Annotated in this window: 26 protein-coding genes and 4 pseudogenes; 15 read left to right on the top strand and 15 right to left on the bottom strand. The window is 67.8% G+C overall.

The genetic code is table 11. From position 1 onward, the window contains the following. Positions 1–2: 2 nt before the first annotated feature. The 4 genes from ACQPZO_RS19695 to ACQPZO_RS19680 all read right to left on the bottom strand — a co-directional run bounded on the left by ACQPZO_RS19695 (position 3) and on the right by ACQPZO_RS19680 (position 2,978). The gene (locus ACQPZO_RS19695) at positions 3–992 is read right to left on the bottom strand and encodes an NAD-dependent epimerase/dehydratase family protein (protein WP_433342951.1); all 990 of its coding nucleotides are present in this window, start codon (positions 990–992) and stop codon (positions 3–5) included. After that, the gene (locus ACQPZO_RS19690) at positions 989–1,915 is read right to left on the bottom strand and encodes a putative sugar O-methyltransferase (RefSeq protein ID WP_433342949.1); all 927 of its coding nucleotides are present in this window, start codon (positions 1,913–1,915) and stop codon (positions 989–991) included. The genes ACQPZO_RS19695 and ACQPZO_RS19690 overlap by 4 nt, the downstream gene beginning before the upstream one ends. 85 nt (positions 1,916–2,000) lie before the next feature. Beyond that, on the bottom strand, positions 2,001–2,774 hold the full coding sequence (locus ACQPZO_RS19685) for an AfsR/SARP family transcriptional regulator (protein WP_433342947.1): 774 nt from the start codon (positions 2,772–2,774) through the stop codon (positions 2,001–2,003). Positions 2,775–2,783: 9 nt separating this feature from the next. Continuing rightward, a complete protein-coding gene (locus tag ACQPZO_RS19680) occupies positions 2,784–2,978 on the bottom strand; it encodes a hypothetical protein (RefSeq protein ID WP_433342945.1) in 195 nt (64 codons plus the stop codon). A gap of 172 nt (positions 2,979–3,150) precedes the next feature. On the opposite strand from ACQPZO_RS19680, the gene ACQPZO_RS19675 reads away from it, so the two are divergent. Beyond that, on the top strand, positions 3,151–4,701 hold the full coding sequence (locus tag ACQPZO_RS19675; protein ID WP_433342944.1) for an FAD-binding oxidoreductase: 1,551 nt from the start codon (positions 3,151–3,153) through the stop codon (positions 4,699–4,701). A 55-nt stretch (positions 4,702–4,756) separates the two neighbouring features. Here ACQPZO_RS19675 and ACQPZO_RS19670 read toward each other — a convergent pair whose 3' ends face one another. Further along, positions 4,757–5,539 (bottom strand): AraC family transcriptional regulator, encoded by a 783-nt coding sequence (locus ACQPZO_RS19670; protein ID WP_433342942.1) that lies wholly within the window; start codon positions 5,537–5,539, stop codon positions 4,757–4,759. Positions 5,540–6,201: 662 nt separating this feature from the next. Here ACQPZO_RS19670 and ACQPZO_RS19665 point away from each other — a divergent pair. The 6 genes and pseudogenes from ACQPZO_RS19665 (at position 6,202) to ACQPZO_RS19640 (ending at position 11,552) form a co-directional block, all read left to right on the top strand. Beyond that, positions 6,202–7,398, top strand: coding sequence for a glycosyltransferase (locus tag ACQPZO_RS19665; RefSeq protein WP_433342941.1), 1,197 nt, complete (start codon positions 6,202–6,204; stop codon positions 7,396–7,398). A 130-nt stretch (positions 7,399–7,528) separates the two neighbouring features. Then, complete coding sequence (locus ACQPZO_RS19660) at positions 7,529–8,596, top strand: glucose-1-phosphate thymidylyltransferase (protein WP_433351097.1); 1,068 nt, start codon at positions 7,529–7,531, stop codon at positions 8,594–8,596. A 31-nt stretch (positions 8,597–8,627) separates the two neighbouring features. Next, complete coding sequence (locus ACQPZO_RS19655) at positions 8,628–9,755, top strand: nucleotide disphospho-sugar-binding domain-containing protein (RefSeq protein WP_433342939.1); 1,128 nt, start codon at positions 8,628–8,630, stop codon at positions 9,753–9,755. Between the two features lie 196 nt (positions 9,756–9,951). Further along, positions 9,952–10,848: pseudogene (gene rfbB / locus ACQPZO_RS19650) on the top strand (dTDP-glucose 4,6-dehydratase). A gap of 232 nt (positions 10,849–11,080) precedes the next feature. Continuing rightward, positions 11,081–11,212, top strand: a complete 132-nt coding sequence (locus ACQPZO_RS19645; RefSeq protein ID WP_433342938.1) for a hypothetical protein — start codon at positions 11,081–11,083, stop codon at positions 11,210–11,212. Positions 11,213–11,270: 58 nt separating this feature from the next. Continuing rightward, positions 11,271–11,552, top strand: a complete 282-nt coding sequence (locus ACQPZO_RS19640; protein ID WP_433342937.1) for a hypothetical protein — start codon at positions 11,271–11,273, stop codon at positions 11,550–11,552. Between the two features lie 28 nt (positions 11,553–11,580). Here ACQPZO_RS19640 and fgd read toward each other — a convergent pair whose 3' ends face one another. Then, on the bottom strand, positions 11,581–12,585 hold the full coding sequence (gene fgd, locus ACQPZO_RS19635) for a glucose-6-phosphate dehydrogenase (coenzyme-F420) (protein ID WP_433342912.1): 1,005 nt from the start codon (positions 12,583–12,585) through the stop codon (positions 11,581–11,583). A gap of 412 nt (positions 12,586–12,997) precedes the next feature. Then, a pseudogene (locus ACQPZO_RS19630) lies at positions 12,998–13,163 on the bottom strand (NF041680 family putative transposase); the annotation flags it as partial. Between the two features lie 361 nt (positions 13,164–13,524). Here ACQPZO_RS19630 and ACQPZO_RS19625 point away from each other — a divergent pair. Further along, a complete protein-coding gene (locus ACQPZO_RS19625; RefSeq protein ID WP_433342916.1) occupies positions 13,525–14,316 on the top strand; it encodes a GNAT family N-acetyltransferase in 792 nt (263 codons plus the stop codon). Then, positions 14,313–14,537, top strand: coding sequence for a translation initiation factor IF-1 (gene infA / locus ACQPZO_RS19620; protein WP_387026654.1), 225 nt, complete (start codon positions 14,313–14,315; stop codon positions 14,535–14,537). The genes ACQPZO_RS19625 and infA overlap by 4 nt, the downstream gene beginning before the upstream one ends. Before the next feature lie 174 nt (positions 14,538–14,711). On the opposite strand, the gene ACQPZO_RS19615 is transcribed toward infA, so the two are convergent. Then, positions 14,712–15,020, bottom strand: coding sequence for an IS110 family transposase (locus ACQPZO_RS19615; protein WP_433351095.1), 309 nt, complete (start codon positions 15,018–15,020; stop codon positions 14,712–14,714). Positions 15,021–15,050: 30 nt separating this feature from the next. Between ACQPZO_RS19615 and ACQPZO_RS19610 the strand changes: the two genes are divergently transcribed. Next, positions 15,051–15,242 carry a hypothetical protein gene (locus ACQPZO_RS19610; protein WP_433342935.1) on the top strand — a complete coding sequence of 64 codons (192 nt, stop codon included), beginning with the start codon at positions 15,051–15,053 and terminating at the stop codon, positions 15,240–15,242. 225 nt (positions 15,243–15,467) lie between these two features. Beyond that, the gene (locus ACQPZO_RS19605; protein WP_433351093.1) at positions 15,468–15,779 is read left to right on the top strand and encodes a transposase; all 312 of its coding nucleotides are present in this window, start codon (positions 15,468–15,470) and stop codon (positions 15,777–15,779) included. A 147-nt stretch (positions 15,780–15,926) separates the two neighbouring features. On the opposite strand, the gene ACQPZO_RS19600 is transcribed toward ACQPZO_RS19605, so the two are convergent. After that, positions 15,927–16,196 (bottom strand): hypothetical protein, encoded by a 270-nt coding sequence (locus ACQPZO_RS19600; RefSeq protein WP_433342934.1) that lies wholly within the window; start codon positions 16,194–16,196, stop codon positions 15,927–15,929. A gap of 1,029 nt (positions 16,197–17,225) precedes the next feature. Here ACQPZO_RS19600 and ACQPZO_RS19595 point away from each other — a divergent pair. The 3 genes and pseudogenes from ACQPZO_RS19595 to ACQPZO_RS19585 all read left to right on the top strand — a co-directional run bounded on the left by ACQPZO_RS19595 (position 17,226) and on the right by ACQPZO_RS19585 (position 19,739). After that, positions 17,226–18,326 carry a LuxR C-terminal-related transcriptional regulator gene (locus tag ACQPZO_RS19595; RefSeq protein WP_433342920.1) on the top strand — a complete coding sequence of 367 codons (1,101 nt, stop codon included), beginning with the start codon at positions 17,226–17,228 and terminating at the stop codon, positions 18,324–18,326. Positions 18,327–18,537: 211 nt separating this feature from the next. Next, a pseudogene (locus ACQPZO_RS19590) lies at positions 18,538–19,113 on the top strand (DDE-type integrase/transposase/recombinase); the annotation flags it as partial. 50 nt (positions 19,114–19,163) lie between these two features. Then, the gene (locus ACQPZO_RS19585) at positions 19,164–19,739 is read left to right on the top strand and encodes a DinB family protein (protein WP_433342932.1); all 576 of its coding nucleotides are present in this window, start codon (positions 19,164–19,166) and stop codon (positions 19,737–19,739) included. Positions 19,740–19,909: 170 nt separating this feature from the next. Here ACQPZO_RS19585 and ACQPZO_RS19580 read toward each other — a convergent pair. The 4 genes and pseudogenes from ACQPZO_RS19580 to ACQPZO_RS19565 form a co-directional block, all read right to left on the bottom strand. Then, a pseudogene (locus ACQPZO_RS19580) lies at positions 19,910–20,008 on the bottom strand (IS5/IS1182 family transposase); the annotation flags it as partial. 178 nt (positions 20,009–20,186) lie between these two features. Next, positions 20,187–20,396, bottom strand: coding sequence for a hypothetical protein (locus tag ACQPZO_RS19575; protein ID WP_433342931.1), 210 nt, complete (start codon positions 20,394–20,396; stop codon positions 20,187–20,189). Next, complete coding sequence (locus ACQPZO_RS19570) at positions 20,393–20,560, bottom strand: hypothetical protein (protein ID WP_433342930.1); 168 nt, start codon at positions 20,558–20,560, stop codon at positions 20,393–20,395. The genes ACQPZO_RS19575 and ACQPZO_RS19570 overlap by 4 nt, the downstream gene beginning before the upstream one ends. A gap of 26 nt (positions 20,561–20,586) precedes the next feature. Continuing rightward, a complete protein-coding gene (locus ACQPZO_RS19565; RefSeq protein WP_433342928.1) occupies positions 20,587–21,399 on the bottom strand; it encodes an SDR family oxidoreductase in 813 nt (270 codons plus the stop codon). A gap of 295 nt (positions 21,400–21,694) precedes the next feature. Here ACQPZO_RS19565 and ACQPZO_RS19560 point away from each other — a divergent pair, with 295 nt between their 5' ends. Beyond that, positions 21,695–22,837, top strand: a complete 1,143-nt coding sequence (locus ACQPZO_RS19560; protein WP_433342926.1) for a questin oxidase family protein — start codon at positions 21,695–21,697, stop codon at positions 22,835–22,837. Here the strand turns inward: ACQPZO_RS19560 and ACQPZO_RS19555 are convergent. Both ACQPZO_RS19555 and ACQPZO_RS19550 read right to left on the bottom strand, forming a co-directional pair. Continuing rightward, positions 22,779–23,024, bottom strand: coding sequence for a beta-ketoacyl synthase N-terminal-like domain-containing protein (locus ACQPZO_RS19555; protein ID WP_433351091.1), 246 nt, complete (start codon positions 23,022–23,024; stop codon positions 22,779–22,781). The genes ACQPZO_RS19560 and ACQPZO_RS19555 overlap by 59 nt on opposite strands. 168 nt (positions 23,025–23,192) lie before the next feature. Next, positions 23,193–23,831 (bottom strand): NAD(P)H-dependent oxidoreductase, encoded by a 639-nt coding sequence (locus tag ACQPZO_RS19550; protein ID WP_405106742.1) that lies wholly within the window; start codon positions 23,829–23,831, stop codon positions 23,193–23,195. Positions 23,832–23,940 lie beyond the last annotated feature (109 nt).

Raw genomic sequence — 23,940 nt, 5'->3', positions numbered from 1 at the left:
CGCTATCCGGCGTTCTCGGCGAACGCGTCGACGCAACGCCGCAGCGCGGTGTGCAACGGCACCCGGGGATGCCAGCTGGTGGCCGCCTGGAACCTCGACGAGTCGATCACGACGCTGTTCATGTCGGTGGCCGTGGCGAGATCGGGCGGCGGTACGCAGACGACGGGCACCGGCGACCGCCCCAGGCGGGCGCCGACCAGGTCGGCGATCGTCCGCAGCACGTCGCCCAGGGGCACGCCGCGCCCGGTGCCGAGCAGCCAGTGCCGGCCCGCGAGCACGTCCGCGTGGTCGATCCCGGCGAGGAAGGCGTCTGCTGCGTCGTGCACATACAGCAGGTCGCGCTCGACTGTGCCGTCGTTCCACAGGGTGAGCTCCTCGCCGGCGAAGGCCTTGCGCACCATGGTGGAGACCACGCCGCGGCCGTTCAGCCGCCCCCGAGGGCTGTCCCCGTACACGGTGGGCAGCCGCAATGACACGCCGCGGACCAGCTTGGCGGCGGTGGCCGCCTTGAGCACCTGCTCCGCTGCGTGCTTCTGCCGGTCGTAGGCGGTCGTGGGCCGGTCGGGTTCGCTGCCGTCGAGGGGCATCCGCTCCGGCAGGCCGGCCTGCGAGGTGGAGCCCGCGAACACGACCGCGGGCGGCCGCCGGGCCTTCCCGAGCAGCTCGACCAGATCGCGCATCACGCCGACGTTCACCCGTTCGGCGGCCGGGTTGCCGGCGGCCTCACGCCAGCCGGCGGTGTGCATCAGCAGATGGACCACCGTGTCCGCGCCGGCCACCGCGGCTTCGAGCCCCGCGCGAGCCGTGAGATCGGCGTACAGCACCTCGACCTCGGCCACGGCGCCTTTCGGCACCGGCTGCGGCCGGCGGCCGACTGTGCGTAGCCGGATCGGCCGCCGGGCGAGGGCTTCGACGACCGCGGCGCCGATGAAGCCCGAACCACCCAGCACCGCGATCAGCGGCCGGTCCCCGCCGGCACCGGCGGCGTTCACCGCGGCACCGGGTCGGCGCGGTACAGGGCCTGCCAGTAGTAGCTCCACGACACCGCGCGTTCCCGCGCCACGCACTGCCACCGCTCGCCGGGCCGGTACGCGGACACGAAAGCGGGCACCTTCTCCAGCACCGCCTCGCTGTCGTGGATGTCGATGACGTCGCGCAGCAGCCCGCTGTTCAGCGCCAGCTCCACAACCGCGCCGCCCTGCGAGTGGCCGTCCAGCATCTTGTCGAGGTACTTGCCGACCGGGTTGTTGACGTAGAAGTGCGCGCAGGTCGCGTCGATGAGCGCGAGGTAGTCCCGCACGGTGGCGGGGTCCATCTCGGCGAACGAGTCGACGTTCACGCACAGATCGAAGCGGGCACCGCGCACCTGCTCGTCCACCTCGTCGATGCCCACGAAACGGATCTTCGCGAACTGCTCCGGCTCCAGCACGGTCCGCAGGTACCGGCGCGACAGCGCCAGCGTGTTCGGCAGGTCGACGATCGTGTATCCGGCGACCTCGTGGTTGGACAGCAGGGTGTGGCAGGTCCGGCCGTAGCCGGCGCCGATCTCCACAATCCGGGCGCCGTCGAGGGGCAGGTTCCCCGCCATGAACTCGACCTCGTGCACCGCCTGCAAGTAGTCGAGGCATACTGGTTCGCCGTTGCAACGCACTGAATAGGGGTCGCCGACCTCGCGGTTGCGCGTGCGGTGCAGCCTCTCCCTGTTCGCGGGGCTGAGCTGCATGCCCAGGGCGAAGGTGAGCGCCTTCAGGTACCGCACGCCGTTGGGCTGTGGGTTCCACAGCGCCAGCTTGAAGTTGACCCCGTTCGACTTGAACCCGGCGAGGTCGGCCACGGCCTCCTCGGTGATGTGCGCCTCGTTGATGTGCAACCACTGCGCGCTCGGGCCGTATCGCCGGTGCACCTGCTCAGTCATGACTGCGCCTCCTTTGGCATGCCCTTCTGGCCCTCTCCTGCCGTGTCGTTGTCCGGCGCGGGCGTGTGCCGCTCGGTGCAGTCGGTCATGCCACCTCCTCCGCCCGATCCGGGCGGCGCACGGCGCCCACGAGCACGTCGTGCTGGAGTTGCCGGAGTGTATGCGACGGTTCGATGCCCAGGTTCTGGTCCAACGCGCGCTGCAGCTCGCGGTAGGCGTCCAGGGCTTCCGCACGCCGGCCCGCCTCGCTCAGGGTGATCATCAGCTGCTCGTGGAGCCACTCGTCGAACGGATTCTCCAGCGCGGCGAACCGCAGCTCGGGGATGAGCTCGTGGTGCCGGCCGAGTCGCAGGTCGGCCAGGATGCGGGTGCGGATCGTCCGGGTGCGCACCTCCTCGAGCTGCCGGATGTGCGGGGTCAGCACCGGGCCCGCAGTGATGTCGGCGAGCACCGGGCCGCGCCACAGCGCGAGCGCCTGCCTCAGGCGGCGGGCCGCCCGCTCCGCGTCGCCCGCGGCGAAGGCGGCGGCGCCTTCCGCACTCAGCCGCTCGAAGACGAACGCGTCGATCTCCGACTCGTCGCACCGCAACAGGTAACCCGGCGGGCGGGTCTCGATGAACTCGCCCTCGCCGACCCGCTGGTACTTCTTGCGCAGGAGATAGATGTAGGTCTGCGTCGTGGTGACAGCGCTGCGCGGCGGGTTCTCCCCCCACAGCTCCTGGATGATGCAGCCCCGATCGACCACCCGGTTGGCCCGCAGCAGCAGCAGGGCAAGCGTCCAGCGCACCCGGGTCGCGCTGGGTGTGCTCGGCTTGCCCTCCATCGAACCCTCGAACGGACCGAGTACTCGGAATTTCATTGCTATTTCCTACACCCGCCGTGGCGGGGCCGGCAGCCGGTCGAGTGAGTAGTTGTACGTCTTCTGCTTGGCGGTCAGGTCCCCGCCGGGTGGCTCTCTGTGCGGGGTGAGCAGGCCGATGTCCTGGTAGCCGCCGTCGCCGATCATGTCGATATCGGGGGCGAACTCGAAGGCGTCGGCGATCACCGGCTCACCTACCTGCATGCTGAACCCCTTCCGCGATGCTGGGGCCAGGGTGCCGGGCCCCACTCGCGCGCCGCTGGTGTCCGCCTGGGAATCCGGTCGAGGGCGGTGAGTACGGCACACCGGAAGATGCGCGCCCCCGCAGCGATCGATGAGAATCGCAGCAACGTTCTACTCGTACGGGGGAATCGCTGTGACAGGAAACTTCACTCGTCGTGCTGTCCTGAGCCTCACCGCCGCGTCGGCGGTCGGTGCGGTGACGGGCGTCTCCGGGCCGACCGGATCCGCCGCCGGCAGCACCACCCGGCGCGGCGGCGGCACGGTCGACTGGAACTCGCTGAGCTGTCACCTCGACGGTGACCTCATCCTGCCGTCGGATTCGCGCTACAGGCAGGCCCACGAGCAGTCGCTCGGCCAGTTTGACAACGTCAATCCGATGGCCGTCGCCTACTGCGAGAGCACAAGGGACGTCCAGACCGTCATAGCGTTCGCCCAGGACAACGCGGTGCACACCGTTCCCCGCAGCGGGGGGCACAGCTTCGGTGGCTATTCGACGACAACCGGCATGATCCTGGACGTCTCCCGGATGAACCGGGTCACCACCAACGGAACGCACGTCACGATCGGCGCGGGCACCCAGCAGGTCGATGCGCTGGCCGCCCTGACCCCGCACGGGCTGGCCCTGGCCAGTGGCCTCTGCCCCACGGTGGGCGCCGGCGGTTACATCCAGGGCGGTGGCATCGGTCACCAGACTCGCAAGTACGGCATGGCCTGCGACCGGCTGGTCTCGGCCGACGTGGTGCTGGCGAACCGGCGCATCGTGCGGGCCTCGGCCCGGGAGAATCCCGATCTGTACTGGGCGCTGCGCGGCAACGGCGGCGGCAACTATGGCGTCGTCACCAGCTACACGCTTGAACCGGTGCGGCGTAACACCCTGGTCGGTTACAGGCTGATGTGGTTGGAGAGTGACGCGACCGCGCTGATCGAGAACTGGCAGCAGTGGGTGCTGGCGTCACCCAACGATCTTTCCTCGGTCCTGCTGGCCCGCACCACGACCCTGCCCTCACCCGGCACGATGGTGGTCGTCACTGGCGCCTGGTACGGCACCATGGAGGAACTCAACCGCCGCATCGACGAACTGGTCGGAATGACCGGCGTAGCGCCGATCAACCGGTCCGTCCTGGAGAAGTCGGTTCAGGACCTCACGATGCAGATCTATGGCTGCGCGGAGCTCACCACCGCGCAGTGCCACCGTGTCGGCACCACTCCCGAGGCGCTGAAGCCTCGCTACAACTACTACCGCACCCGGTGCCGGATGTTCGACTCAGCGGTGCCTCGCGCCGACGTCGAGGACCTCCTGTCGGTCCTGGCCGATCCGGCGCATTTCCGGACCGGGCAGGACCGCATGCTGTACTTCGAGGCCCTCGGGGGCGCCGCGAACGAGCGGGCCCGCACGGACACCGCCTATGTGCACCGGACCACCAAGATGCTGGCCGGCGTCACCGCGCAACTACCCGACCTCACCTACACCGGCGAGGACACGGCGGCGTGCGAGAGCTGGCTCGCGGACGGCTTCGCGGTGCTCGACCGGCATTCCCTGCGCGAGAGCTACCAGAACTACATGGACCCGGCGCTGAAGGACTGGCGGACCGCCTATTACGCCGAGAACTACCCCCGACTGGTGCGCGTCAAGCGGGCCTACGATCCGCACGGGTTCTTCCGCTTCGCCCGCAGCATCGGCTGACCCCCGGGCCGAGCCAGGCCGGCCGGCGGGGTCCCGCCGGCCGGCTCAGCCGGCCTCAGCAACGAGCGGCAGGCCGTGGTTCGGAACCCGTGAGCTCGACGGTCAGGGCGCTGAGCGCATGCTTGCGCACCTCCACCAAGGCACGGTGCAGCGGCGGATCAAGGGCGCGGGCCGGCTTGAGCTCCAGGTCCGTCTTGATCTCGATGCCCCGGCTCACCGTGATCGGGCTCCGGGTGCAGACGTACGTGGCTGCGGAACCTTCGCACCGGACCTGGCCGGACGGGACAGCCTGGACGACGAGGCTCCACGTGCCCGCAGGTACGGCGTCGAGCTCGTAACGGCCGGCACCGTCGAGCACCGTACAACGAGCCGGGCCTCTTTGCGGAGCACGCTCGGCGAAGAGGCCGACATAGATGAGCCGCGGGACGTTGTCGCGCGTCCACACCTGGCCGGATATCCGAGCGTGCGACGGCTGCGAGATTGCCCGGCCCGGCTCGATCGCGTCGTGCTGGGCGAGGTGCCGGAAGCGGGTGGGCGACATGCCGACCCGGCGCGAGAACCGCGAGCTGAAGGTGCCGACGCTGCTGTAGCCGACGTGGGCACAGACGTGCGTGATGGTGAGTTCCGTCGTGGTCAGAAGCTGTTTCGCGCGGTGCAGGCGCATGGCCGAGAGAAATCGGCTCGGCGCCACGCCGGTGACTCGCTGAAAGACCCGGGTGAAGTGGAAGCGGCTGAACATCACCGAGCGCGCCAGTTCGTCCATCGTCAACGGCTCACCCAGATGGTCGCGCATCAGCACGACGGCCCGCAGAACCGCTCGCTCGCTCGATTCGCTCACCGGGCCCCCGTCTTCCACCGCGCTACCGGCGCCGTTGGTGTCCTAGAGCGGAATGTTGCCATGCCGGCCGGCGCGGCGGGTGCCCGCCGGATCAGCTCGGCGATCCGAGCCAGGTGTCGCAGGGCTCGATGATCTCGTCCGCCGATGGGTCTGTGGATCTAACGGCTCTGTCTCACATGCATTCGGCTCTGGCTCGCTTTCGGTGGCCACGGAAAGTAGTTCCGGCGGCGGCCGTGCGACATCGCAGGTCAGGCCAGCGGCGAGCGTGTCCGGCCACTCGAGGGAGCTGCAGTCGCAGCTCCTTCCTCGGGGCTGGCCAGCGCAGAGAAACGCCAGCACATAAGGGCAATTCCGGGGCATCTCTACCTACTGCCCAACGTCAGCACCGAAAGTGCCCCAGAGCCATTGGCCGGAGACAGCCCCGGTGGGGGACCGCATGGGCTGGGGCGGCAACGCCTTCCCCGCCCGGGTCAGCCGCCGGCCGCTGCGCCGGGCGGCCTGACGCGATTCGGCCTTCCCGGGAGAGGCCCGGCCGCCTCATCCGCGGTAACCACGTGCAGTCAATGTGAGGGATGGAGACCGCGGCACCCGCTGGTTAGCCTGAGCTTTGTCTCGCTCGACCACTGTCATCATTTTTCCCAGGCAGGAAGGCGAAACCTGGAATGAAGATCGTTTTCTCCAGTCTTTCAGGTTATGGTCACGCCTACCCGTTGCTGCCGCTGGCCCTCGCTGCCCGGGACGTCGGCCATGACGTCATTTATGCCACTGGCGAGAGATTCCACCCGTTGTTACTAGGGCTTGGATTCCGTACTGCGCCGGCCGGAATGCCGATCCGGGAGGCCTTCGATACTGTTTTCGCGGAGGCGGACGGGAAGATCCAGGAATTGACATGGCAGGAATGGCTCGAGCCCGCAGTCCGGGTGTTCAGCGAACTAATTCCCCGCAGGTTTGCTGCCGACCTGCTGCCCGTGCTGCGGGCGGAGCGGCCCGACCTGGTGGTGTACGAAGCGGGCAACCCGGGAGCCGGGCTCGCAGCGCACCGCCTGGGCATTCCCGCCGTATGCCACTCCCACGCCCGAGCGGAGGCGGTCGACCGAGGAGACCGGTCGCAGCAGCAAGGCATGGAGCTCCTCCGTACGGTCGCCGCCGAGATCGGGGTGGAGCTGCCCGAGGGGCAGTACCTCCTGGGTGACCGATACCTGGACATCTATCCGCCCTCGCTGCAGGAAACCTCATTCTTGGATCATCCGGAACGGGTGTCGCTGCGCCCGGTGCCATTCAGCGAATCCGGCGAGCTACCACAGATCGTCCTGGCCGAGCGGAAACGACCGCTGGTCTACCTGACGCTGGGTACCGTGGTCGGCACTGCCCCTGCCCTGCGCGCTGCTATCGATGGGTTGTCGGCATTGGACGTCGAGGTGGTGGTGGCAGCCGGGCCGAACATTTCGGTGGCCGAGATCGGTGTGCTGCCCGGTAACGTGCACCTCGAGCGCTGGGTGCCGCAGGCGGAACTGCTGCCGCTGGTCGATCTCGCCGTGCACCACGGCGGCTCCGGGGCCACCCTCGGCGCGGCCGGTGCCGGGATACCACAGCTGTTCCTGCCCATCGGGTTCGACGGGTTCCTCAACGCCGGCGCGGTGTCCGCCGCCGGCGCCGGGAGGCGGGTACTGCCCGAGGGAGTTGAACGAGGGGAAGACCTTCGCCGCGCTGATCTCGTCTCCGCCGCGGCCGTCACCGAGGCAGCCGGCGGACTGCTGACCGATCCCGATGCCAGACAGGCGGCCAAGGCCATCGCCGAGGAGATCGCCGCCATGCCAAGCCCCACGGAAGTCGCAGCCCGGCTGCCCGAGTTCTGTTGATGCGGTCCCGGGATCCGGCTTGACATGACCTCCCGTCCTTACCGGAGCTACCGCTGGCCACCCATTGCTCGCGGCACCTTCCCCGTCCGAGGTGGTCAAAACGCTCGAAGAGTTGGTCTGAGAGGTCATGGTGAAGGCTCTCGTGTTGTCCGGCGGCGCTGGCACCCGATTGCGTCCGTTTACTCACAACAGTCCTAAACAGCTGGTTCCGGTGGCAGGCAAGCCGGTTCTCCTGCACGCCCTCGAGGCGATCACCGCGGCTGGCATCACCGATGTCGGCATCGTCGTCGGCGACTCGGGCAAAGCGATAGCCGAGGCCGTCGGTAACGCGTCCTACCTGGGTATTTCGGTCGAGTACATCGTGCAGAGCGAACCGCGCGGCTTGGCGCACTGCGTGCTCATCGCCCGGGACTTCCTCGACGCCGACGACTTCCTGATGTACCTCGGTGACAACATCTTCGTCGGCGGCATCGGCTCCGCGGCTTCCGAATTCCGGCGGACCCGGCCGGCTGCGCACCTGGTCGTGACGAAGGTCGCGAACCCGTCGCAGTACGGTATCGCCGAGCTGGACGGCGCGGGCAGGGTCACGCGGCTGCAGGAGAAGCCGGCACACCCGAACAGCGACCTCGCGGTGACCGGAGCCTACTTCTTCACGCCGGAGATTCACGAGGCGGTCCGCAGCATCGAGCCGAGCGGACGTGGCGAGCTGGAGATCACCGACGCCGTCCAGTTTCTGATCGAGCGCCAGCGCACCGTGACCGCGCAGCTGTTCTCCGGTCACTGGGCGGACACCGGCACCCTGGGCGACCTCCTGGAGTGCAATCGCGTTCTCCTGGAGGCCATCGTGCCCGCGACTCACGGGCTGGTGGACCACCGGTCGCAGATCTCCGGTCCCGTCATCGTCGAAGCTGGGGCGGTCGTGCGGCGATCGACGATCACCGGCCCGGCGATCATCGGTGCCGGTAGCGTCATCGAGGACAGCCGGGTGGGGCCGTTCACCTCCATCGGCCGAGGGTGCCAGCTACGCGCGGCGGGCGTCGAGTACTCCATTCTGCTGGACGACGCGTCCGTGTTCGATGTCAGCGCCCTCGCTGGTTCGATCATCGGCAAAGGGGGTCAGGTCCGTCGCGCACGCAAGGACGCGGCGGCCCACCGCCTGTTGATCGGCGACGACAGTCACGTCGAGGTCTCCGCCTGATCGCCGATCGACGCCGAGGAGGACGACGATATTGCGTGTTCTTTTCACCACGACGCCGCTCACCGGGCACTTCTTCCCGCTGGTGCCGCTGGCCTGGGCGTTCCGGATCGCGGGTCATGAGGTGCTCGTCAGCACCTCGGACAACTTCGTGGACCCCGCGCTGCGCTCGGGCCTGCCGGTCGCGGCGACCGGCCCGGCCGCGGATCTCACGGAGATCGGCCGAGCCGGACGGCCCTCGGACCCGGACGCGGTGATCGACCGGCGTCACACCCACGGCCGTACGTTCGCTCGCATCGCCCGGCAGAACTTCGCGGGAACCCGGAGCCTCGTCGACTCGTGGCACCCCCAACTGGTCGTCAGCGAGCGCGCCGAGTTCGCCGGTCCGCTCGCCGCCTTGGCCGCAGGCATCCCCTGGGTGCAGTATCACTGGTCGGTGTCCCAACTGCCCGAGTACCGGGACGCCGGCGCGGAGGAGTTCTCGGCCGAGCTGCACGACATGGGATTCGCCGGGATCCCTGCCCCGCACCAGGTCCTCAACCCGTGGCCGGTCAGCCTCCGGCTGCCGCACGCGTCCGAATACCTGGGGCTGCGTCACGTCGCCTCCAGCGGGGAGGCTCCGATACCGGACTGGGCGTTCCGCACCCCCGACCGGCCGAGGATCTGCGTGACGCTCGGCACCATCGTGCCCCGGGCCGCAGGCAACGATGCTTCCGACTTCATGCTCACCATGCTGGACCACCTGGCGGCGCTGGACGTGGAACTCGTGGTGGCCGTCGACGACGACATCGCCGCACGCTGGCGCCGGCTGCCACCCGCCGTGCTGCACGCCGGTCGCATCCCCCTCGGCAGTGTGCTGCCCTCCTGCGCGGCGATCATCCATCACGGGGGGCAGGGCACGGCCCTGAACGCCGTCGCGGCGGGGCTTCCTCAGCTGGTCCTGCCGTGGTTCGACGACCAGTTCGACAACGGCATGATGATCGCCGAGTCGGGCGCCGGTCTCATGCTGTCCCCGCCGGATACCACGCCGGGAGCCGTGGTGCAAAGCTGCGCCCGGCTCTTGGAGGACGAGAAGCACATCGACACGGCCGCCGCCTTGGCCCGGGAGATGGCCCTGCTGCCGCTCCCTTCGGCCGTCGTCGAACGCCTCACCGATCTGTGACGCGAGATGAACGCGTCAATTAGATGCCCGTTGATAGCGCCGGGAAAAATATGGGATTCCGACCACGAGAAACACCTTCTGGTCTGAATCCGACTGCAGCCGCGCGTCGCGGCATAGCACGATATGGGATGATGCTATGCCGCGAAGTACTGTCCTGAGTCGTTGATTCGTTGCTGAGGATGCCCGGGTAACGGTCGTGGACAAGCTGACCTATGCCGGAAACCGCGACAATCTGCCGGCCCATCACCCCCGGCTGCAGTTCGTGGAGGGCGACGTCTGCGACAGTCCTCTGCTGGCGGAGCTTCTTCAGGGGCATGACGCGGTGGTCCATTCCGCCGCTGAGACACATGTCGACCGTTCGCTCGCATCGGCGTCGGAGTTCGTCCGGACCAATGTTCTGTGGCACCCAGAGCGTGCTTGAGGCGTGCCGTCGCGCCGGCGTGGGCCGGGTCGTGCACGTGTCGACCGACGAGGTGTACGGCTCGATCAGCGCGGGCTCGTGGACCGAGGAGTGGCCGCTGCTGCCCAACTCCCCGTATGCCGCGTCCAAGGCGGCGTCCGACCTGATGGCTCGGGCGTACTGGCGTACGCACCGCCTTGAGGTGTGTATCACCCGATGCTCCAACAACTTCGGCCCGCGTCAGCACCCGGAGAAGCTCATCCCGCTGTTCGCCACCAGCCTGCTCGAGGGCAGGCCGGTTCCGCTGTACGGCGACGGCCGCAACGTCCGGGAGTGGCTGCACGTTGACGACCATTGCCGGGCCATCCAGCTCGTGCTCACCCAGGGCCGGGCGGGTGAGGTCTACAACGTCGGCGGGGGCAACGAGCAGACGAACCTGGCGATCACCGAGCGGTTGCTCGAGCTGACCGGCACCGACTGGTCGATGGTTCGCCGGGTTCCGGACCGTAAAGGGCACGATCTGCGCTACTCGGTCGACGAGACCAAGATCCGCGACGAACTGGGCTACGCGCCGCGGGTGGAATTCGAGCAGGGGCTGGCGGACACGGTCGACTGGTACCGGGACAATCCGGCTGGTGGAAAGCCGTTCAGATGCGTTCGGCCGGCTCGGAGCCGTTGCCGGCGGTCGAGTGACATCCGCGTCCGCCCGGCCGGCGGGCCTGGCGGAAGCGCTGTCCGGGCCGCTCGAAGACGGTCGCTAACGCTCGCTCCAGCCGGACGGCGACGACGGGCAACCGCGATGACCACCCGCGACGCGTGACGCCGACGCGCCGGGACTCACACCGTGACTGCAGCAGATCCACCTGACGCTCACGTTCGCCATCCGGGCCGACGGCGACACGATGAGCGGCAAGGTGACGCTGCCATGTTCGGCAGCTTCGACGCCGCCGGGGGGACGGCGCTGACCCGCAAGCCGGCGAGGCAACCGGTGACCGACCCGGGAACCCCGCGGCTGACGACGGTACCGGAGCCGCGTCCGCCGGGTGAGATCCGGTGACCAGGGTGCGACACCAATACCGGCGTTACTGACGCCTTATCGTCCCGGCCGACGATGGGTGCATGAATTCCTCGGACATCCGCATCCTGTCGGCCAGGCCCGGGAACTCAGCGACACGGACCTGCTCCGGGCCGGGCGCCTGCTCGCCGCGCTCGACCAGGACCGGCTGCGCACCGCACACCCGGAGGTCACCACCGTGACCGTCGCGGTCACCGGTCATGGCACCCTGCCCGACCTCGTTACGGCTCTCACCGCCGAGCTCGCCCGCCGCCACCTGCTGCTCGTCCCGTACGCCGGACAGTTCGACGTAACGGTTTGGGCCCGCGCCCATCCCCGTTGAGGTGGTCCGGTGGGGTGGCTGTGGGTTGTTAGTCGAGGTTGCGTAGGGCGGGGAGGACTTGGTCGGCGAAGGTGTTGAGGAATCGTTCCTGGTCGTGGCCGGGGCCGTGGAAGACGAGGTGGTTGAAGCCGGCGTCGACGTACTGCTTGATTTGGGTGATTGCTTGGTCGGGGGTGGAGGCGACGATCCAGCGTTTGGCGACGTGTTCGATGGGTAGTTCGTTGGCGGCTTTTTCCATTTCGACTGGGTCTGCGAAGCTGGCTTTCTGTTCGGGGGTGAGGGACAGGGGGGCCCAGAAGCGGCAGTTTTCCAGGGCTCGGGTCGGGTCGGGGTCGTAGGAGAGTTTGATTTCGATCATTTTGTCGATTGTGTTGGGGTCGCGGTTTTCCTGGTCGGCGCCTGCTTCGACGGCTGGGAGGAGTTTTTCGGTGTAGAGTTCCATGCCTTTGCCGCTGGTGCAGATGAAGCCGTCGCCTTTGCGGCCGACGTATTTGGCCATCACGGGGCCGCCGGCGGCGATGTAGATGGGGACGGGTGTTTCGGGCCGGTCGTAGATGGACACGCCGGTGGTTTGGTAGTACTGCCCGTCGAAGGTGACGCGGTCTTCGGTCCACAGCTGGCGGATCAGTTCTACGGCTTCGCGTAGGCGGGCGAAGCGTTCTTTGAAGTCGGGCCAGGTGATGCGTGCGACTGCGACTTCGTTGAGGGCCTCGCCGCTGCCGATGCCGAGCGCGATGCGGCCGGGGTAGAGCAGTCCGAGGGTGGCGAAGGCGTGTGCCACGACGGCGGGGTTGTATCGGAAGGTGGCGGTCAGCACGCTGGTGCCGAGCTGGACCCGCTCGGTGCGTTCCCCGACGGCGGCGAGCCAGGACAGGGAGAACGGCGCGTGTCCGCCGTCGTGTCGCCACGGCTGTAGGTGGTCGCTGATCCAGACGCTGTCCAGGCCGTGGCGTTCCGCGCTGACCGCGTACTCGACGAGCTCGCGCGGGCCGAACTGCTCGGCCGACGCCTTGTAACCGATCTTCAGTGTCATGCTCCATTGATAGGCCAAATTCAGAGGGAAATCCATATCCCCGGGCCTGTGGGTTGGCGACGTCAACGCATCGTAGCAGTGGGTCCGACCTGGGCGTCCAGGGTCAGTAGCCTCTCAGGCGGTGTGGTAGCCGAGGACGCGCGGGGCCGGTAGTCGAGCTCGTCGGCGATGGCGTCGAGCTGGGGCTGGCGGCTGGTGATCTTGGCGATGGTGTCAGGTCAGCACCCACGGGCCTTCGCGGGCATGCGGGCGACGGTGTCGATGAGGATGCCGGCGAGGGCTCGGCCTGCACGACCCGCACGGCGTCGTCGTCGGTGAAGTCCCACGCGGCGCAGAGCGCGGCCCGGTCATCCCGGAGAAGGCCGATCAGGCTGCGAACCGCAAGAAGCGCGGCAGGGACGGCGAGGGAGAACAGCTTCTCGTCGTCAGTCTTCCCGGCGGACAGCGCGTCGTACAGGGTGCCGTGGCCGCGGATGAACTCCAGGTTCCAGGCACAGCTGCACGAGCGATGTCACCGCGTGGTCGGCGCACAGGACGGCGTCGGTGAGCTCGAACAGCGCGTCCGCCCGCAGCGCCAGGCGAACTCCCGCAGCCGCTCCAGCGCCCCGTTACCGAGCGACCGCGGCGGTGAACACCGCCGGATCCGGCATCGCCGGGCAGGGCAGGCATCCCGTCAGCAGGGCATTCCCGGTTCCGGGCGGCTATGAAGCACGGCCGCTTCCTCTCATCCTGTAAGTGCGTGGCAACACCGGCAGAAGTGATTGCGCGACACTACGCCCCGCTGCTATTGTCGTGGCTGACCGTGAAGTCGTTGTTGGGAGGTGAGACCCGTGAACGCAATCACCTATGGGTGCTCCCTCAGTCCGTCACGGTCCGGCGGCTGACGTTCGGTGTCGCCGGGAGCGCCTGAGATCGTGGCACTCCTGGAGGGAGACTCCGATGGACATGAAGCCTTTGATATCTGGCCTGGGCGAGAACGCGGTGGTGGTCACGCGTGTCGCGGACGGGCAGTGGCATGCGCTGCATGACGATGTGGTTGTTGGCCGTACGTGGGCGGAGCATCGGTCTGATGGGCGTTTGTTCGTCAGCATTGATGCTTGGCATGACGCGACCTTTGATCGGCTTGCCGGGGTGGTGTTGGGGGAGTTGCCGGCGCCGCTGTACACGGTGGTTGATGAAGCGGATGTCGGGTTGACGGCGTGTTGGCGGCGTGCTGGTTTTTCGGTGCGGCGGCGCGAGTGGGAGTATTCTGTGCCGACCGACTTGCGGGTCTGTGGGCTCGGAGAGGTTTTGTTGCCTTCGGGCGTGACGATTGTGCCGGCTGGTCAGGTGGACGAGGGTCTGCTGCGGGCGGTGGACCGTGCGATTCGTGACGAGGTTGAGGCGACCGTGGGGTGGCAGTCGATGCCCGCGGAGGTGGTTGCCCTGCCTGAGGGTGACACTGTCGGCGACTTGTCGAAGTATGCGGTGGCGGTGGGGTCGGACGGTTATCTGGGTCTGATTCGGGTGGTGACGGTGAACCGGCCGCGTATCGGGTTGGTCGCGGTGCGGGCCGGTGAGCGACGTCGTGGGATCGCGCGGGCGCTGTTGGCTCATGCGCTGGGGGCGTTGCACCGTTCTGGGTTCGTGGAGGCCTGGGCCGAGGTGCAGGAGTCGAACCAGGCGGCCTCGGCGTTGTTCGAGGGCTTCGGGGCCCGGCCGGTGAGCAGTAACCTGGAGTTGGTCCGATGACGAGGACCAGGAAGGGCGTCGAGGTCGAGGGTCGGGTCGTGGAGTGCCTGCGCAGCGGCATGTTCACCGTGGAGCTTGAGAACGGCTACCGGGTGCTCACGCACATCAGCGGTAAGATCCGCCAGAACTTCATCAAGATCTATCTGGAAGACCGGGTGTTGGTCGAGCTCACGCCGTACGATTTGACGCGCGGCCGGATCGTGTTCCGGTACCGGAACTAGCCTGGCGACGGTCGACACCTTCCGCGGTAGCTGATCCCGGATCCCCGGTCACGGCCTTTCCGTGACCGGGGATCCGATTGTCGGCTCCGCCTGATTCTCAATACTGTTTGTCAAGCGGCGAGGGCAGTCTTCTTCGTAGGGTCCGTCGTCGCGCAGCATCGCCCAGAGCACGTTTCACGCGGCACCGGGCAAGAGTACGGACGGCTTGGCCGTGGCGTTTGCCCTGAGCTCGTTGCGCTCGTAGAAGGACTTTGAAGCGGGGCTGCGCTGGATGCTGATCAGGGGTGATGTGTAGAAGACGCGTTGGAGTTGGCGGTTGTATCGCTTCGGGCGGTGGAGGTTGCCGACGCGTCGACCGGAGTCGCGTGGTGTAGGCGCCAGTCCGGCGTAGCCGGCGAGGTGGTCAGCGGACGCGAATCCGTCAAGGTTGCCGCCGGTGGCGGCGAGGAACTCCGCGCCGGAGAGGTCATCGATGCCGACCATGCTGGTGATCACCTTGGCGTGGTGGTTACGGTGGAATCGGACAGCGATGAGCTCGTGAAGCTCGGCGAGCTGCTGGTCAAGGTCGATGACGTTGGCCGCAAGCCGGCCTACGAGCTCCCCGGCCATCGCCTCACCGGGAACGCGGACGTGCTGACCTTCGGCGGCGTTTATCGCTGCGGTGCTTGCTCGACCTGCTGCATCCAGCCCTCTCCCTGCTCGTGATCGGAATGCCGTCGACGCGCTCGCCGTCCATTCCCTACGCAGCGCCGGGCCTGGGCGGAGGCGATTTTCCGTCGACCCTGAGGACACGCGGCGTGACCTCTGATCTACTCGATGTAGTGGCTTGACACTGCCCTGTACGCCTGAGATCACAGCCTCACCGCCCGACAGAGAACTTGGCGTCGCTCACGACAAGTTCCTGGCGCTCAACACCGGCCTTGGACGCTCCTGCGGCGGCTGGCCACCAAGCTGCACCTGGCCTGCGAACAAGGCCGCAAGGTCCTGGCCGTCGTCATCACCGCCGGGCAACGCGGCGACAGCCCGCAGTTCCCCGTCGTGCTGGAGTCCGCCCGGGTCCCGCGCACCGGCCCCGGCCGGCCACGCGCCCGCCCGGACCCAGTGCTGGCCGACAAGGCCTACTCCTCCAAGGCCAACCGCGATTTGCTACGACGACGTGGCATCCGCCCGGCATCCCGATCAAGACCGACCAAGCCGCCCACCGCCGCACGCGGCCGAATCCGCCTCCGCTGCCGCTCGTAAACAGAAACGGGTATCTGCGTCCGGCCCTCGTGCCGGACGCTGATCACGTTCACCACTTGCCGAGCTGGCGGAACGGGCCAGCGTTCGGACGGCGAAGCGACGGCACAGGCCGGGCCGGCCCCTGGGGAACCGGCCCGGACGGCCAAATTACTCAGAATTCGGTGCGAGCTTCGGCCCGCGCTGCCATTCGGCGTCGTCGTCGACCAGCCACAGACCGTCGATGTCCACCTCGAAGCGCGGAGAGAAGAGGACCCGACGATGCGGGTCGTCGATGCCTGATTGGACCGGCACATTGAACAGATAAAGGGCCGGCACATCACAGCAGGCGAATTGCGCCGCCGCATACCAGGCATCCGAGTGAAGCAGTGCGGCGAGCCCGGCCCACCGGCGAAAAAGGGCTCCGAGCCAGAACCTCACTATCATTTCCTTCGCTTTCCGGGAATCGCGGATGCCCATTCGCCACCGTCGAGCAGATGCAGAAGGGCACGGGTGGCCAGCCGGTAGCCGAGAGAGCCAAGGCCCACGACGGCGCCTTGCGCAGCAGGGCCAGCACAGACTCGCCAAGGCGTCCCGCAGGCTCCAACCCGCGATCATGGGGGCGCCCGGATCGACGATCGCGCCGGCCGTCGAGAAGCGGTGCGCGAGTACGGCCCGGATCAGATCGGCCTCGCTCTCGCTCTGAACGTCGATCACTTTTCAGCCCGCCGCGGCGACCTCGTCGTTCACGGCCGAGACGATGTCGTCTAGCGTGTCGCTGCCGTAGATCTCTGGCTCCCGGTTCCCCGAGAATTCCGAGGTTCGGCCCGTTCAGCAGCAGTATCTCGGTCATCGGGCGCCTCTCGATGTGCCGAGCGTGGATGGCGCCGGCCATGTGCACTATCGTGGCAACCCCTCGGTGGCGAAGACAACTACCCGGTCTGACAGTGTCCGACCCCTATCTCGCCGCGATCCTATGGACGACGAAAATCACCGAGCGTCACCACCTATTTGATCACCGCCCGGCACCAACAACCGCGCCACCTGGCCAATGACTCGCGGGACCCCCATCGGCACACCCGTCAGACCTGATAGAAATAATTGTGATCTATACAGTTCGATGCTCACCTTGACACACCACAGCCATGCGGTATCGTCGTCCATGACTGCTGGGGACGATCATTGATATGCGGCAGTGCGTCTCCCCTGGAAGATTGATTTGAGTTGTGGAGGTTGTTCGGGAATCGAGTTGCGCATGATGTCTCAAAATGTGCTTGAAGACTTCGGGGAGTTCGATTGGGCATTATGGGTCTAACTGCGTCTGGTCTCTCTACTCACAATTGCATCAATCTTGAGATTTTGCATACGGCTGGTTCGGTTTGGCTTGAGGGTGATGTTGTCTCCGCTATCTCTTTGGCTGAGGCGGCGGCGACGGCCAGGTGCCGGCGGGGTAGCGAGTGCTGCACGGCGTTGGCGAGCCTGCAGCTCGCGTTGCTGTTGACCAATCTTCGGCGTATCGATGAGGCCCGGCATGCGGTGCGCCAAGCTGCCGCGGCGGTCGACGATCCCGCTATTGATGCGGTGACGGCGCTGGTCAAAGCCAAGATTGCGCTTTGTGACGGTCGTATTGATGAGGCCGGGAGTTTGTGTGGCTCGGGGATGCTTGTGGCGAACGACCCGCGTTACGCGTCGTGGGCTCCGATCGGGAACATGGTCCGCGCGATCACCGCGATGCGGCGTGGTGAACTCGCCACGATGATCCATCATGCCAATCAGCTCAAAGAGGATGTGCTTTTCGGCCGGGACCCCTTTCCCTGGGCTTCGCCCGCGTGGCTTGTCGTGCAGATCATCGAGGCGGAGAAGGGTTGGGAGGTCGCGGTGCCGCTCGCCCGCGCGCTCCTCGAATCGGATGCGTCGACTCGGGGTTTCCTGTTGTCCGAGCCTACGGCGGCGTCGTTCGTCGTGCGTATCCTGCTGCGGGCGGGTGACCGGGAAACCGCCGAGCGGGTGCGGCGTTGCGCGGCGGCGCTCGCCGCGGAGAACCCGGACATCCACGCCATCGCGGCCGCCGCCCTGCACCTCGAGGCACTGCTCGAGAAGGACGTGAACCTGCTCCAACAGGCCGTCGCCTCCGGCTGTGACACGTGGACCCGCGCCTCGGTGAACGAGGACATCGGTGATCTCCTGTCCGAGAGCTCCGAAGAGTTCCGGCAGGTATGCACGCACTACGAGACGGCCATGCGCTCCTACGCGGACGTGGGTTCCCCGCGCGACTCGTCTCGGGTCCGCAGCAAGTTGCGGCGCCACGACACGTCGAAGGCCGCGGCGAGGTTCTGGCCCAGCAGCCGGATCCCCGCGCTGACCGACACCGAATACGCGGTAGCCGAACTGGTCGCGGGAGGACTCACGAACGCCGAAGTCGCCGGCAAGATGTTCCTGTCTCGCCACACCGTCGCCTTCCACCTCCGCAAGATCTTCCAGAAGGTGGGCGCCAAGTCGCGCATCGAACTCGCGGTCATGTGGAAGCAACTGGTCGGGCGGGAAAGCCTGGACATCTCATGCCACTTCTAGCGTCGCGTGTCTGAGGTCTTTCGAGGGGTGGCTTTGGTCAGGATCTGTTCGGCGGTCTGGGTCCAGCTGAACGGCTCGCAGCCTTGGTTGTAGGCGTCGATGAACGCGGATCGCGTAGACGAGGTCCGGGACGCTGGTGAAGGTTCCGCGGCTGATGGCCTGGCGGGTGATGATGCCGAAGAAGATCTCGACCATGTTCGGGACTGGGCGCAGGCGGAACAAGGTCCTCGAGCAGGAGAACGAGATCCTGCGTCGGGCGGCGGCCTACTTCGCTGAAGAAATCTCCCCAAAATGATGTACCCGCTGATCGGTGACCTGGCCGCGGACGGGATCCCCGTCGCGGTGACCTGCCGGGTGCTGGGCTTCAGCAAGCAGGCCTACTACGCGTGGAAGAAGACCCCGGTTACCCGACGTGACCTCGACGACGCTTATGTGATCAACGCCGCCCTGGCCATCCACCACGACGACCTGGTGCACCGTCGGTTCACCGCCGACGCCCCTGACCGGTTGTGGCTGACCGACATCACCGAACACCCCACCGGCGAGGGCAAGCTCTACCTCTGTGCGATCAAGGACGGGTACTCCGGGCGGATCGTCGACTACTCGATCGACTTCCGGATGAAGGCGTCCCTGGCCGGGGCGGCGCTGTCCAACGCGACCCGGTCGCGCAGACCAACCGACACGATCGTGCACTCCGCTTGAATCCGCCCAGTTCCCGTCCCGGAAGTACGTCAAAGCGTTGCACCGCAACGGATTGGTTGACTCGATGGGCCGCGTCGGCGCCTGCGGCGTCGTCCGGGGCGGCGCCGACACCTAACCGGATGCCATAGTGCCGCGATGAAGGCAGACCTGCACAGTTACTTGAAGGGCGGCCGCGACGTGCTGCTGTGGAAGCTCGACGGGCTCAGCGAATACGATATTCGGCGTCCGTTGACCCGGACCGCAACCAACTTGCTCGGTCTGGTGAAGCACTCGGCGGCCATGGAGATCCTCTACTTCGGCGTCGTGTTCGGCCGACCGTTCGAGCAGGAGCTGGCGTACGTCGGCGACGGAGCGGAGATCAATGCCGACATGTGGGCGACTGCGGATGAGACCCGCGAGGAGATCGTCGCACTGTACCGTCGCGCGATCGCCCACGCCGACACCACCATTGAAGCCCTTGCACTGGATGAGGTCGGCCGCGTGCCGTGGTGGGGCGACGCAGCGGTCACGTTGCACCACGTCCTGGTCCACGTCATCGCGGAAACACAACGGCACGCCGGCCACGCTGACATCGTGCGCGAACTCATCGACGGCGCGGCCGGGCTGCTGCCCAGGAACGACAATCTGCCCCCCGCCGACGAGTCATGGTGGCTGGACTACCGCCAGCGAGTGGAGCAGACTGCCCTCGACGCCAGCAGACGCAGCAACTAGGTTTTCTGGCGATCATGGAAGCCAGATGATGGCGGCGATGAGGACGAGGCTGGCCCGGTAGAGCCCGCCGGCGCTGCCCTTGGCGGCCCGGCGGGCGACTGTGTCCGAGCGTTCCGGGATGACGTGCCCGATCCCGCGGTGCCGCAAAGCGCGGCGGACGGAGCCGTGTGACGGTGATCCCGCCGCCGCCCCCGCGCACCACCCGGCTCGGGCAGCAACGGCGCGATCACCGCCAACGCCTCATCGGTCAGCTCACCACGACGCGCCACCGGCACATCGGCACGCCGCCGAACAGCTCGCCGAAGACGCGCCGGATGTACAGCCTCACCCACTCCGGGCGGTTCGGCCAGGTCGAGACGACCCGTCCGGGCCGGCCGTCGCCGGCAGGCCCCCCGACCGAGCGGAGCCCGGCCGACAGCCGCGTGGCCAGCCGCGCGACCTCTGCTGTCAGGCGGGCGAGATCCTCCCGTAACCTGCGGCCAGTCCAGCGGGCCGAGCGTGCCAGCGCCGGACCGCCGCCGGTCTCCGCGCGTAGTGCCGTCTTCGTGCCGCCGACGTCGAGCCCACCGCCTCGGCGTACGCGACGGAGAACGCCTGGCTCGTCACCTCGTGGCTGTTCACGGGCACGCCGTCGAGGTCGAACACCACGGCGGTCACCGCATCCATCGCCGGGCCCCGGCCATCGCGGGACCGCCTCGATCACGCGGACGACCCGCCGCGCTCCGGCGATCGCCGTGCCCCACCGCGACCGGGTCGGCGATGCGGTCCCGGATCTCGTCGAGCAGGCGGCCGTACTCGATGCCGACCGGTTCGGCCGGCACGGCGACCTCCCCCACCGTGCGGGCAGTCAGCTGAAGTCTTTGACGTGGTCCTCGGCCCACTGCCGGAACGAGCGGGCCGGCACCCCGGTGATCTCCTCGACGGTGGGCATCACGATGCACGGAGCCGCCATGAGCTCGGTCATGGTCCGGATGAAGGATTCCGGGAACTTCGGCTCGACGTCCTCCGGAGCCAACTCGACGACCTCGATCGGCCGCCCGATCACCTCTCCGATCGTCTCGATGTACTCCCGCTGCGTCAAGGCTTGCGGTCCGGTCAGCCAGTACCCCTGCCCCTCGTGCCCGGTGCCGGTCAGGGCGCGGACCGCCACGTCGGCGATGTCGCGTTCGTGGATCGACGCGGTGGGCACTTGCAGGAACGGAATACGCAACACCTCCCCGGACCGGATTCCCGGAGCCCAGCGGAGCTGCCTGCTGGCGAACGTGGTCGGGCGGATGAAGGTCCACGCCATCCCGGACTCCTGCAACGCTCCCTCCACCACGGCGTGCATCTGCGCGCTCCGGCTGTGCCGGGTGGCCGGTTCGACCACGGAAGCCGACGACAGCAACACGACGTGTTCCACCCCGGCCGCCCGCGCCACGCTGACGAACTCGGCGAGGCCGTCCTGGTTGGCGTACAGGAAGACCTTCTTGATGCCGTCGAGCGCCGCCGGCAAGGTCTCCGGCTCGTCCAGGTCGAGGCGGACCATCTCGACGGCACCCGGCAACTCGCAGCTTCCCGGTGTCCGGCTGGTTCCCCGGGCCGAGATTCCGGCGGACAGAAGCCCATCCACCACATGGCTGCCCACACCGCCGTACGCGCCGATGACAAGAACAGACAAGGCTCCTCCAAAGGGTTGGCGGGTCGACGTTCGGGCGAATCGCCGCCAACCCACAGTGCCATCGGCGCACCAAACGCCGCCGGGATCACCAACATCGCCGCCGGCAACCGCCCGCCGAACTGGCTCGGCAATATTCAACGACTTTGCCCGGGCCCTGGCCATCCCCCGCCTTGGTAAAGCGGCGACTTACGCGCCGAATGCCACTATCAACGTCGGGGATAGTGCGCGGCGAGCGCCGGACCTAGCATCCGAAAAGGGTCGAACACAAAGTTCTGCGCCAGCTTGGAGAACCCGGATGAGTGACAACGAGTCGGTCCTGTTGGATGCCTACCAGCGGTTCCAGGAGACGGGACCGGAGTGGGGCGGCCACCACCTCAGCAACCACGGCCCGATGGCCGTCGAGGCCATGATCCGGCACGGGCACGCCGACTCCGTGCATCGTTGGATCGACAACTACACGCAACGTCTGGAAGAACCGCCGCGCGGGCTCGTCCCGGTCACCGAGGACGACTGGCGGGAGGCCCTCGGCGACTTGAAGCGGGTGGCGGACTGGACGACCCTGCTCCACCGCGAAGTCGCCGAGCGTCCCTGGCGGGAAGTGCTGGCGACGTGGTGGCCGCGGCTGATGCCCGGCATCGCCGGCGGCACGGCGCACGGCGCGATCCGGGTCGGGCACGTGGTCCACTCGTTGCTGGCGGCCGAAGCGGATCCCCGCTCGGAGTCGCGATCCGCCGGCAGCGCCGACAACCCGTACGTGGTGGAGCTCGCCAACGCCTTGGGCTACTGGGCCGCGTGCTGGACGCCGGTGACCGGCGACCCCTCCCGCCGCCCCGGGTCGCTCAGCCCGGCCGACGCCTTGGCCGCCGTGCCGCCTGTCGCCGACCAGGAGAAGGGCGTTCCCTACCGGCTCAGCCAGCTCCCGACCACCGACGGTTGGCAACCGGCACTCGGCGCGCTGCGGGCCGTGGACGATCCCGAGCAGGTGCCCACGCTGTTGACCCAGCTGATCGACGCCACGGTCTTCCGCTACCTGAGCTACGGCCACGGCCACGCGGTCATGCTGGTCCACGCTTCGACGGCGCCGACCGCGGTCCTCCGCGTGCTGCCGGCCCTGCCGCGCGAGCTGTGGGTACCAAGCGTGGACGCCGTGTGGCAGGCGAGCGCCGCCTTGACCGCCGCGTGCACACCCCAGCACGCCGCCGATCGCGCGGACCTCGCCGTCCACACCGACGGCGTCACGACGGTCGAGGACACCATGGCCCAGGCGGTCGGCCACGGGGACGAACACGTCATCAAGTTCGCCGACACCGCCGTGGATGCCTTCGCGCGTACCGGAGACCGGGACGCGCTCGCGGCGTCGAGCCGGTGCGTGGCGCTGATCACCCTCGCCGAGGCCAAAGGACGTGCGCGGTTCGACGGCCGCACACCTCCCAAGTAGTAGCCGTGTCCACGGTGATCGCCGGTCCCCGTAGGCCGAGCAGGTAGGAGATCCGGCCGGCAGCGACGCTGCCCGCGGTTCCGGTCGTCTGGAAGGCCTCGAGCTCTACGGGCGCCGGCCGTGGTCGGCCGGAAGATAGGGCAGTCAGCTCTCGATCGTCTCCACGCTGCCTGCGCAGGCAGATCATCACCCGGCCGCCACGCCGCACACCGAGGCCCCGCGTCGGCCGCCGGGTCCGCGCCTCCAGATCGCCGTACGTGACCGTCCGCTTGTCGTCCTCGAAGGCGACCTTATCGCCGAGGCTGTCCGCGTGCTCCCGCAACACCAGGTACGCACGGTCGTGGTCGGGGCTCGGCTAGCCGTTCTGCGCTCGGCCGGCGGCGAAGTAGGCGCGCAGCGGAGCGACGCCATGCTCGCCGGCGCCCGCGTCGACCGCGGCGGCCAGCGCGTTCAGCTGGACCGTGGCGATGCGCACGGCGACCGGGTCGGCGAGGGTGGGAACGAGCCGACCGTGCTCCTCGTCCTTCACGTCGACGAGCTTGCCCTCCGCCTCGGTGAGCACCACCCACGGCCCGCTGATCACGTGCGCGTGGCAGTCGTGCAGCACGCGGCCCAGATCGGTCAGCGCGTTGCGGCCCAGGCCGCGCCCGGGGGTGGCCACCATGGTCAGCACGCTCTTGCCGTGCAGCGCGGCGTTCATGATGGGGCGGGAGGCCCAGTCGATCGCGTTCTTGACCACGCCCGGGATCGAGCTGTTGTACTCCGGTGTGACGATGATCAGACCGTCCGCCTCGCGGATGGCGTCGCGCCACCGGGTAACCGGGGCCGGGCTGCCCTGCCGGGTGTCGAGGTCCTGGTTGTACAGCGGTAGCTCGCCGAGCCCGTCGAAGAGGTCGATCTCCATCCCCGCCGGGGCCAACGGCCGCACGGCCGCCAGGAGCCGGGTGTTGAACGACTCCTGGCGAAGCGATCCGGAAACGCCGAGAATCCGCAACTCACCACACTCGCATTCATCTCGCAACGGTCTGCTGATTCGATGGTGGCAAGCCATGCGACTTGCCCGAGCTGAGAGGCGCAGCTCCCCCGAACGGTGTGGGAATCCC

It is taken from the genome of Micromonospora sp. CA-111912, from assembly GCF_050948415.1.
GTDB lineage: Bacteria > Actinomycetota > Actinomycetes > Mycobacteriales > Micromonosporaceae > Micromonospora.
The sequence above is the reverse complement of the archived record's forward strand: the minus strand, read 5'-3'. Positions and strand labels throughout refer to the sequence as shown.

Coding starts and splice junctions, on each gene's coding strand:
- ACQPZO_RS19690 (WP_433342949.1), bottom strand. CDS start 1,915: ATGACTGAGCAGGTGCACCGGCGATACGGCCCGAGCGCGCAGTGGTTG.
- ACQPZO_RS19685 (WP_433342947.1), bottom strand. CDS start 2,774: ATGAAATTCCGAGTACTCGGTCCGTTCGAGGGTTCGATGGAGGGCAAG.
- ACQPZO_RS19680 (WP_433342945.1), bottom strand. CDS start 2,978: ATGCAGGTAGGTGAGCCGGTGATCGCCGACGCCTTCGAGTTCGCCCCC.
- ACQPZO_RS19665 (WP_433342941.1), top strand. CDS start 6,202: ATGAAGATCGTTTTCTCCAGTCTTTCAGGTTATGGTCACGCCTACCCG.
- ACQPZO_RS19645 (WP_433342938.1), top strand. CDS start 11,081: ATGTTCGGCAGCTTCGACGCCGCCGGGGGGACGGCGCTGACCCGCAAG.
- fgd (WP_433342912.1), bottom strand. CDS start 12,585: ATGACACTGAAGATCGGTTACAAGGCGTCGGCCGAGCAGTTCGGCCCG.
- ACQPZO_RS19625 (WP_433342916.1), top strand. CDS start 13,525: ATGGACATGAAGCCTTTGATATCTGGCCTGGGCGAGAACGCGGTGGTG.
- infA (WP_387026654.1), top strand. CDS start 14,313: ATGACGAGGACCAGGAAGGGCGTCGAGGTCGAGGGTCGGGTCGTGGAG.
- ACQPZO_RS19615 (WP_433351095.1), bottom strand. CDS start 15,020: ATGGTCGGCATCGATGACCTCTCCGGCGCGGAGTTCCTCGCCGCCACC.
- ACQPZO_RS19585 (WP_433342932.1), top strand. CDS start 19,164: ATGAAGGCAGACCTGCACAGTTACTTGAAGGGCGGCCGCGACGTGCTG.
- ACQPZO_RS19560 (WP_433342926.1), top strand. CDS start 21,695: ATGAGTGACAACGAGTCGGTCCTGTTGGATGCCTACCAGCGGTTCCAG.
- ACQPZO_RS19555 (WP_433351091.1), bottom strand. CDS start 23,024: ATGATCTGCCTGCGCAGGCAGCGTGGAGACGATCGAGAGCTGACTGCC.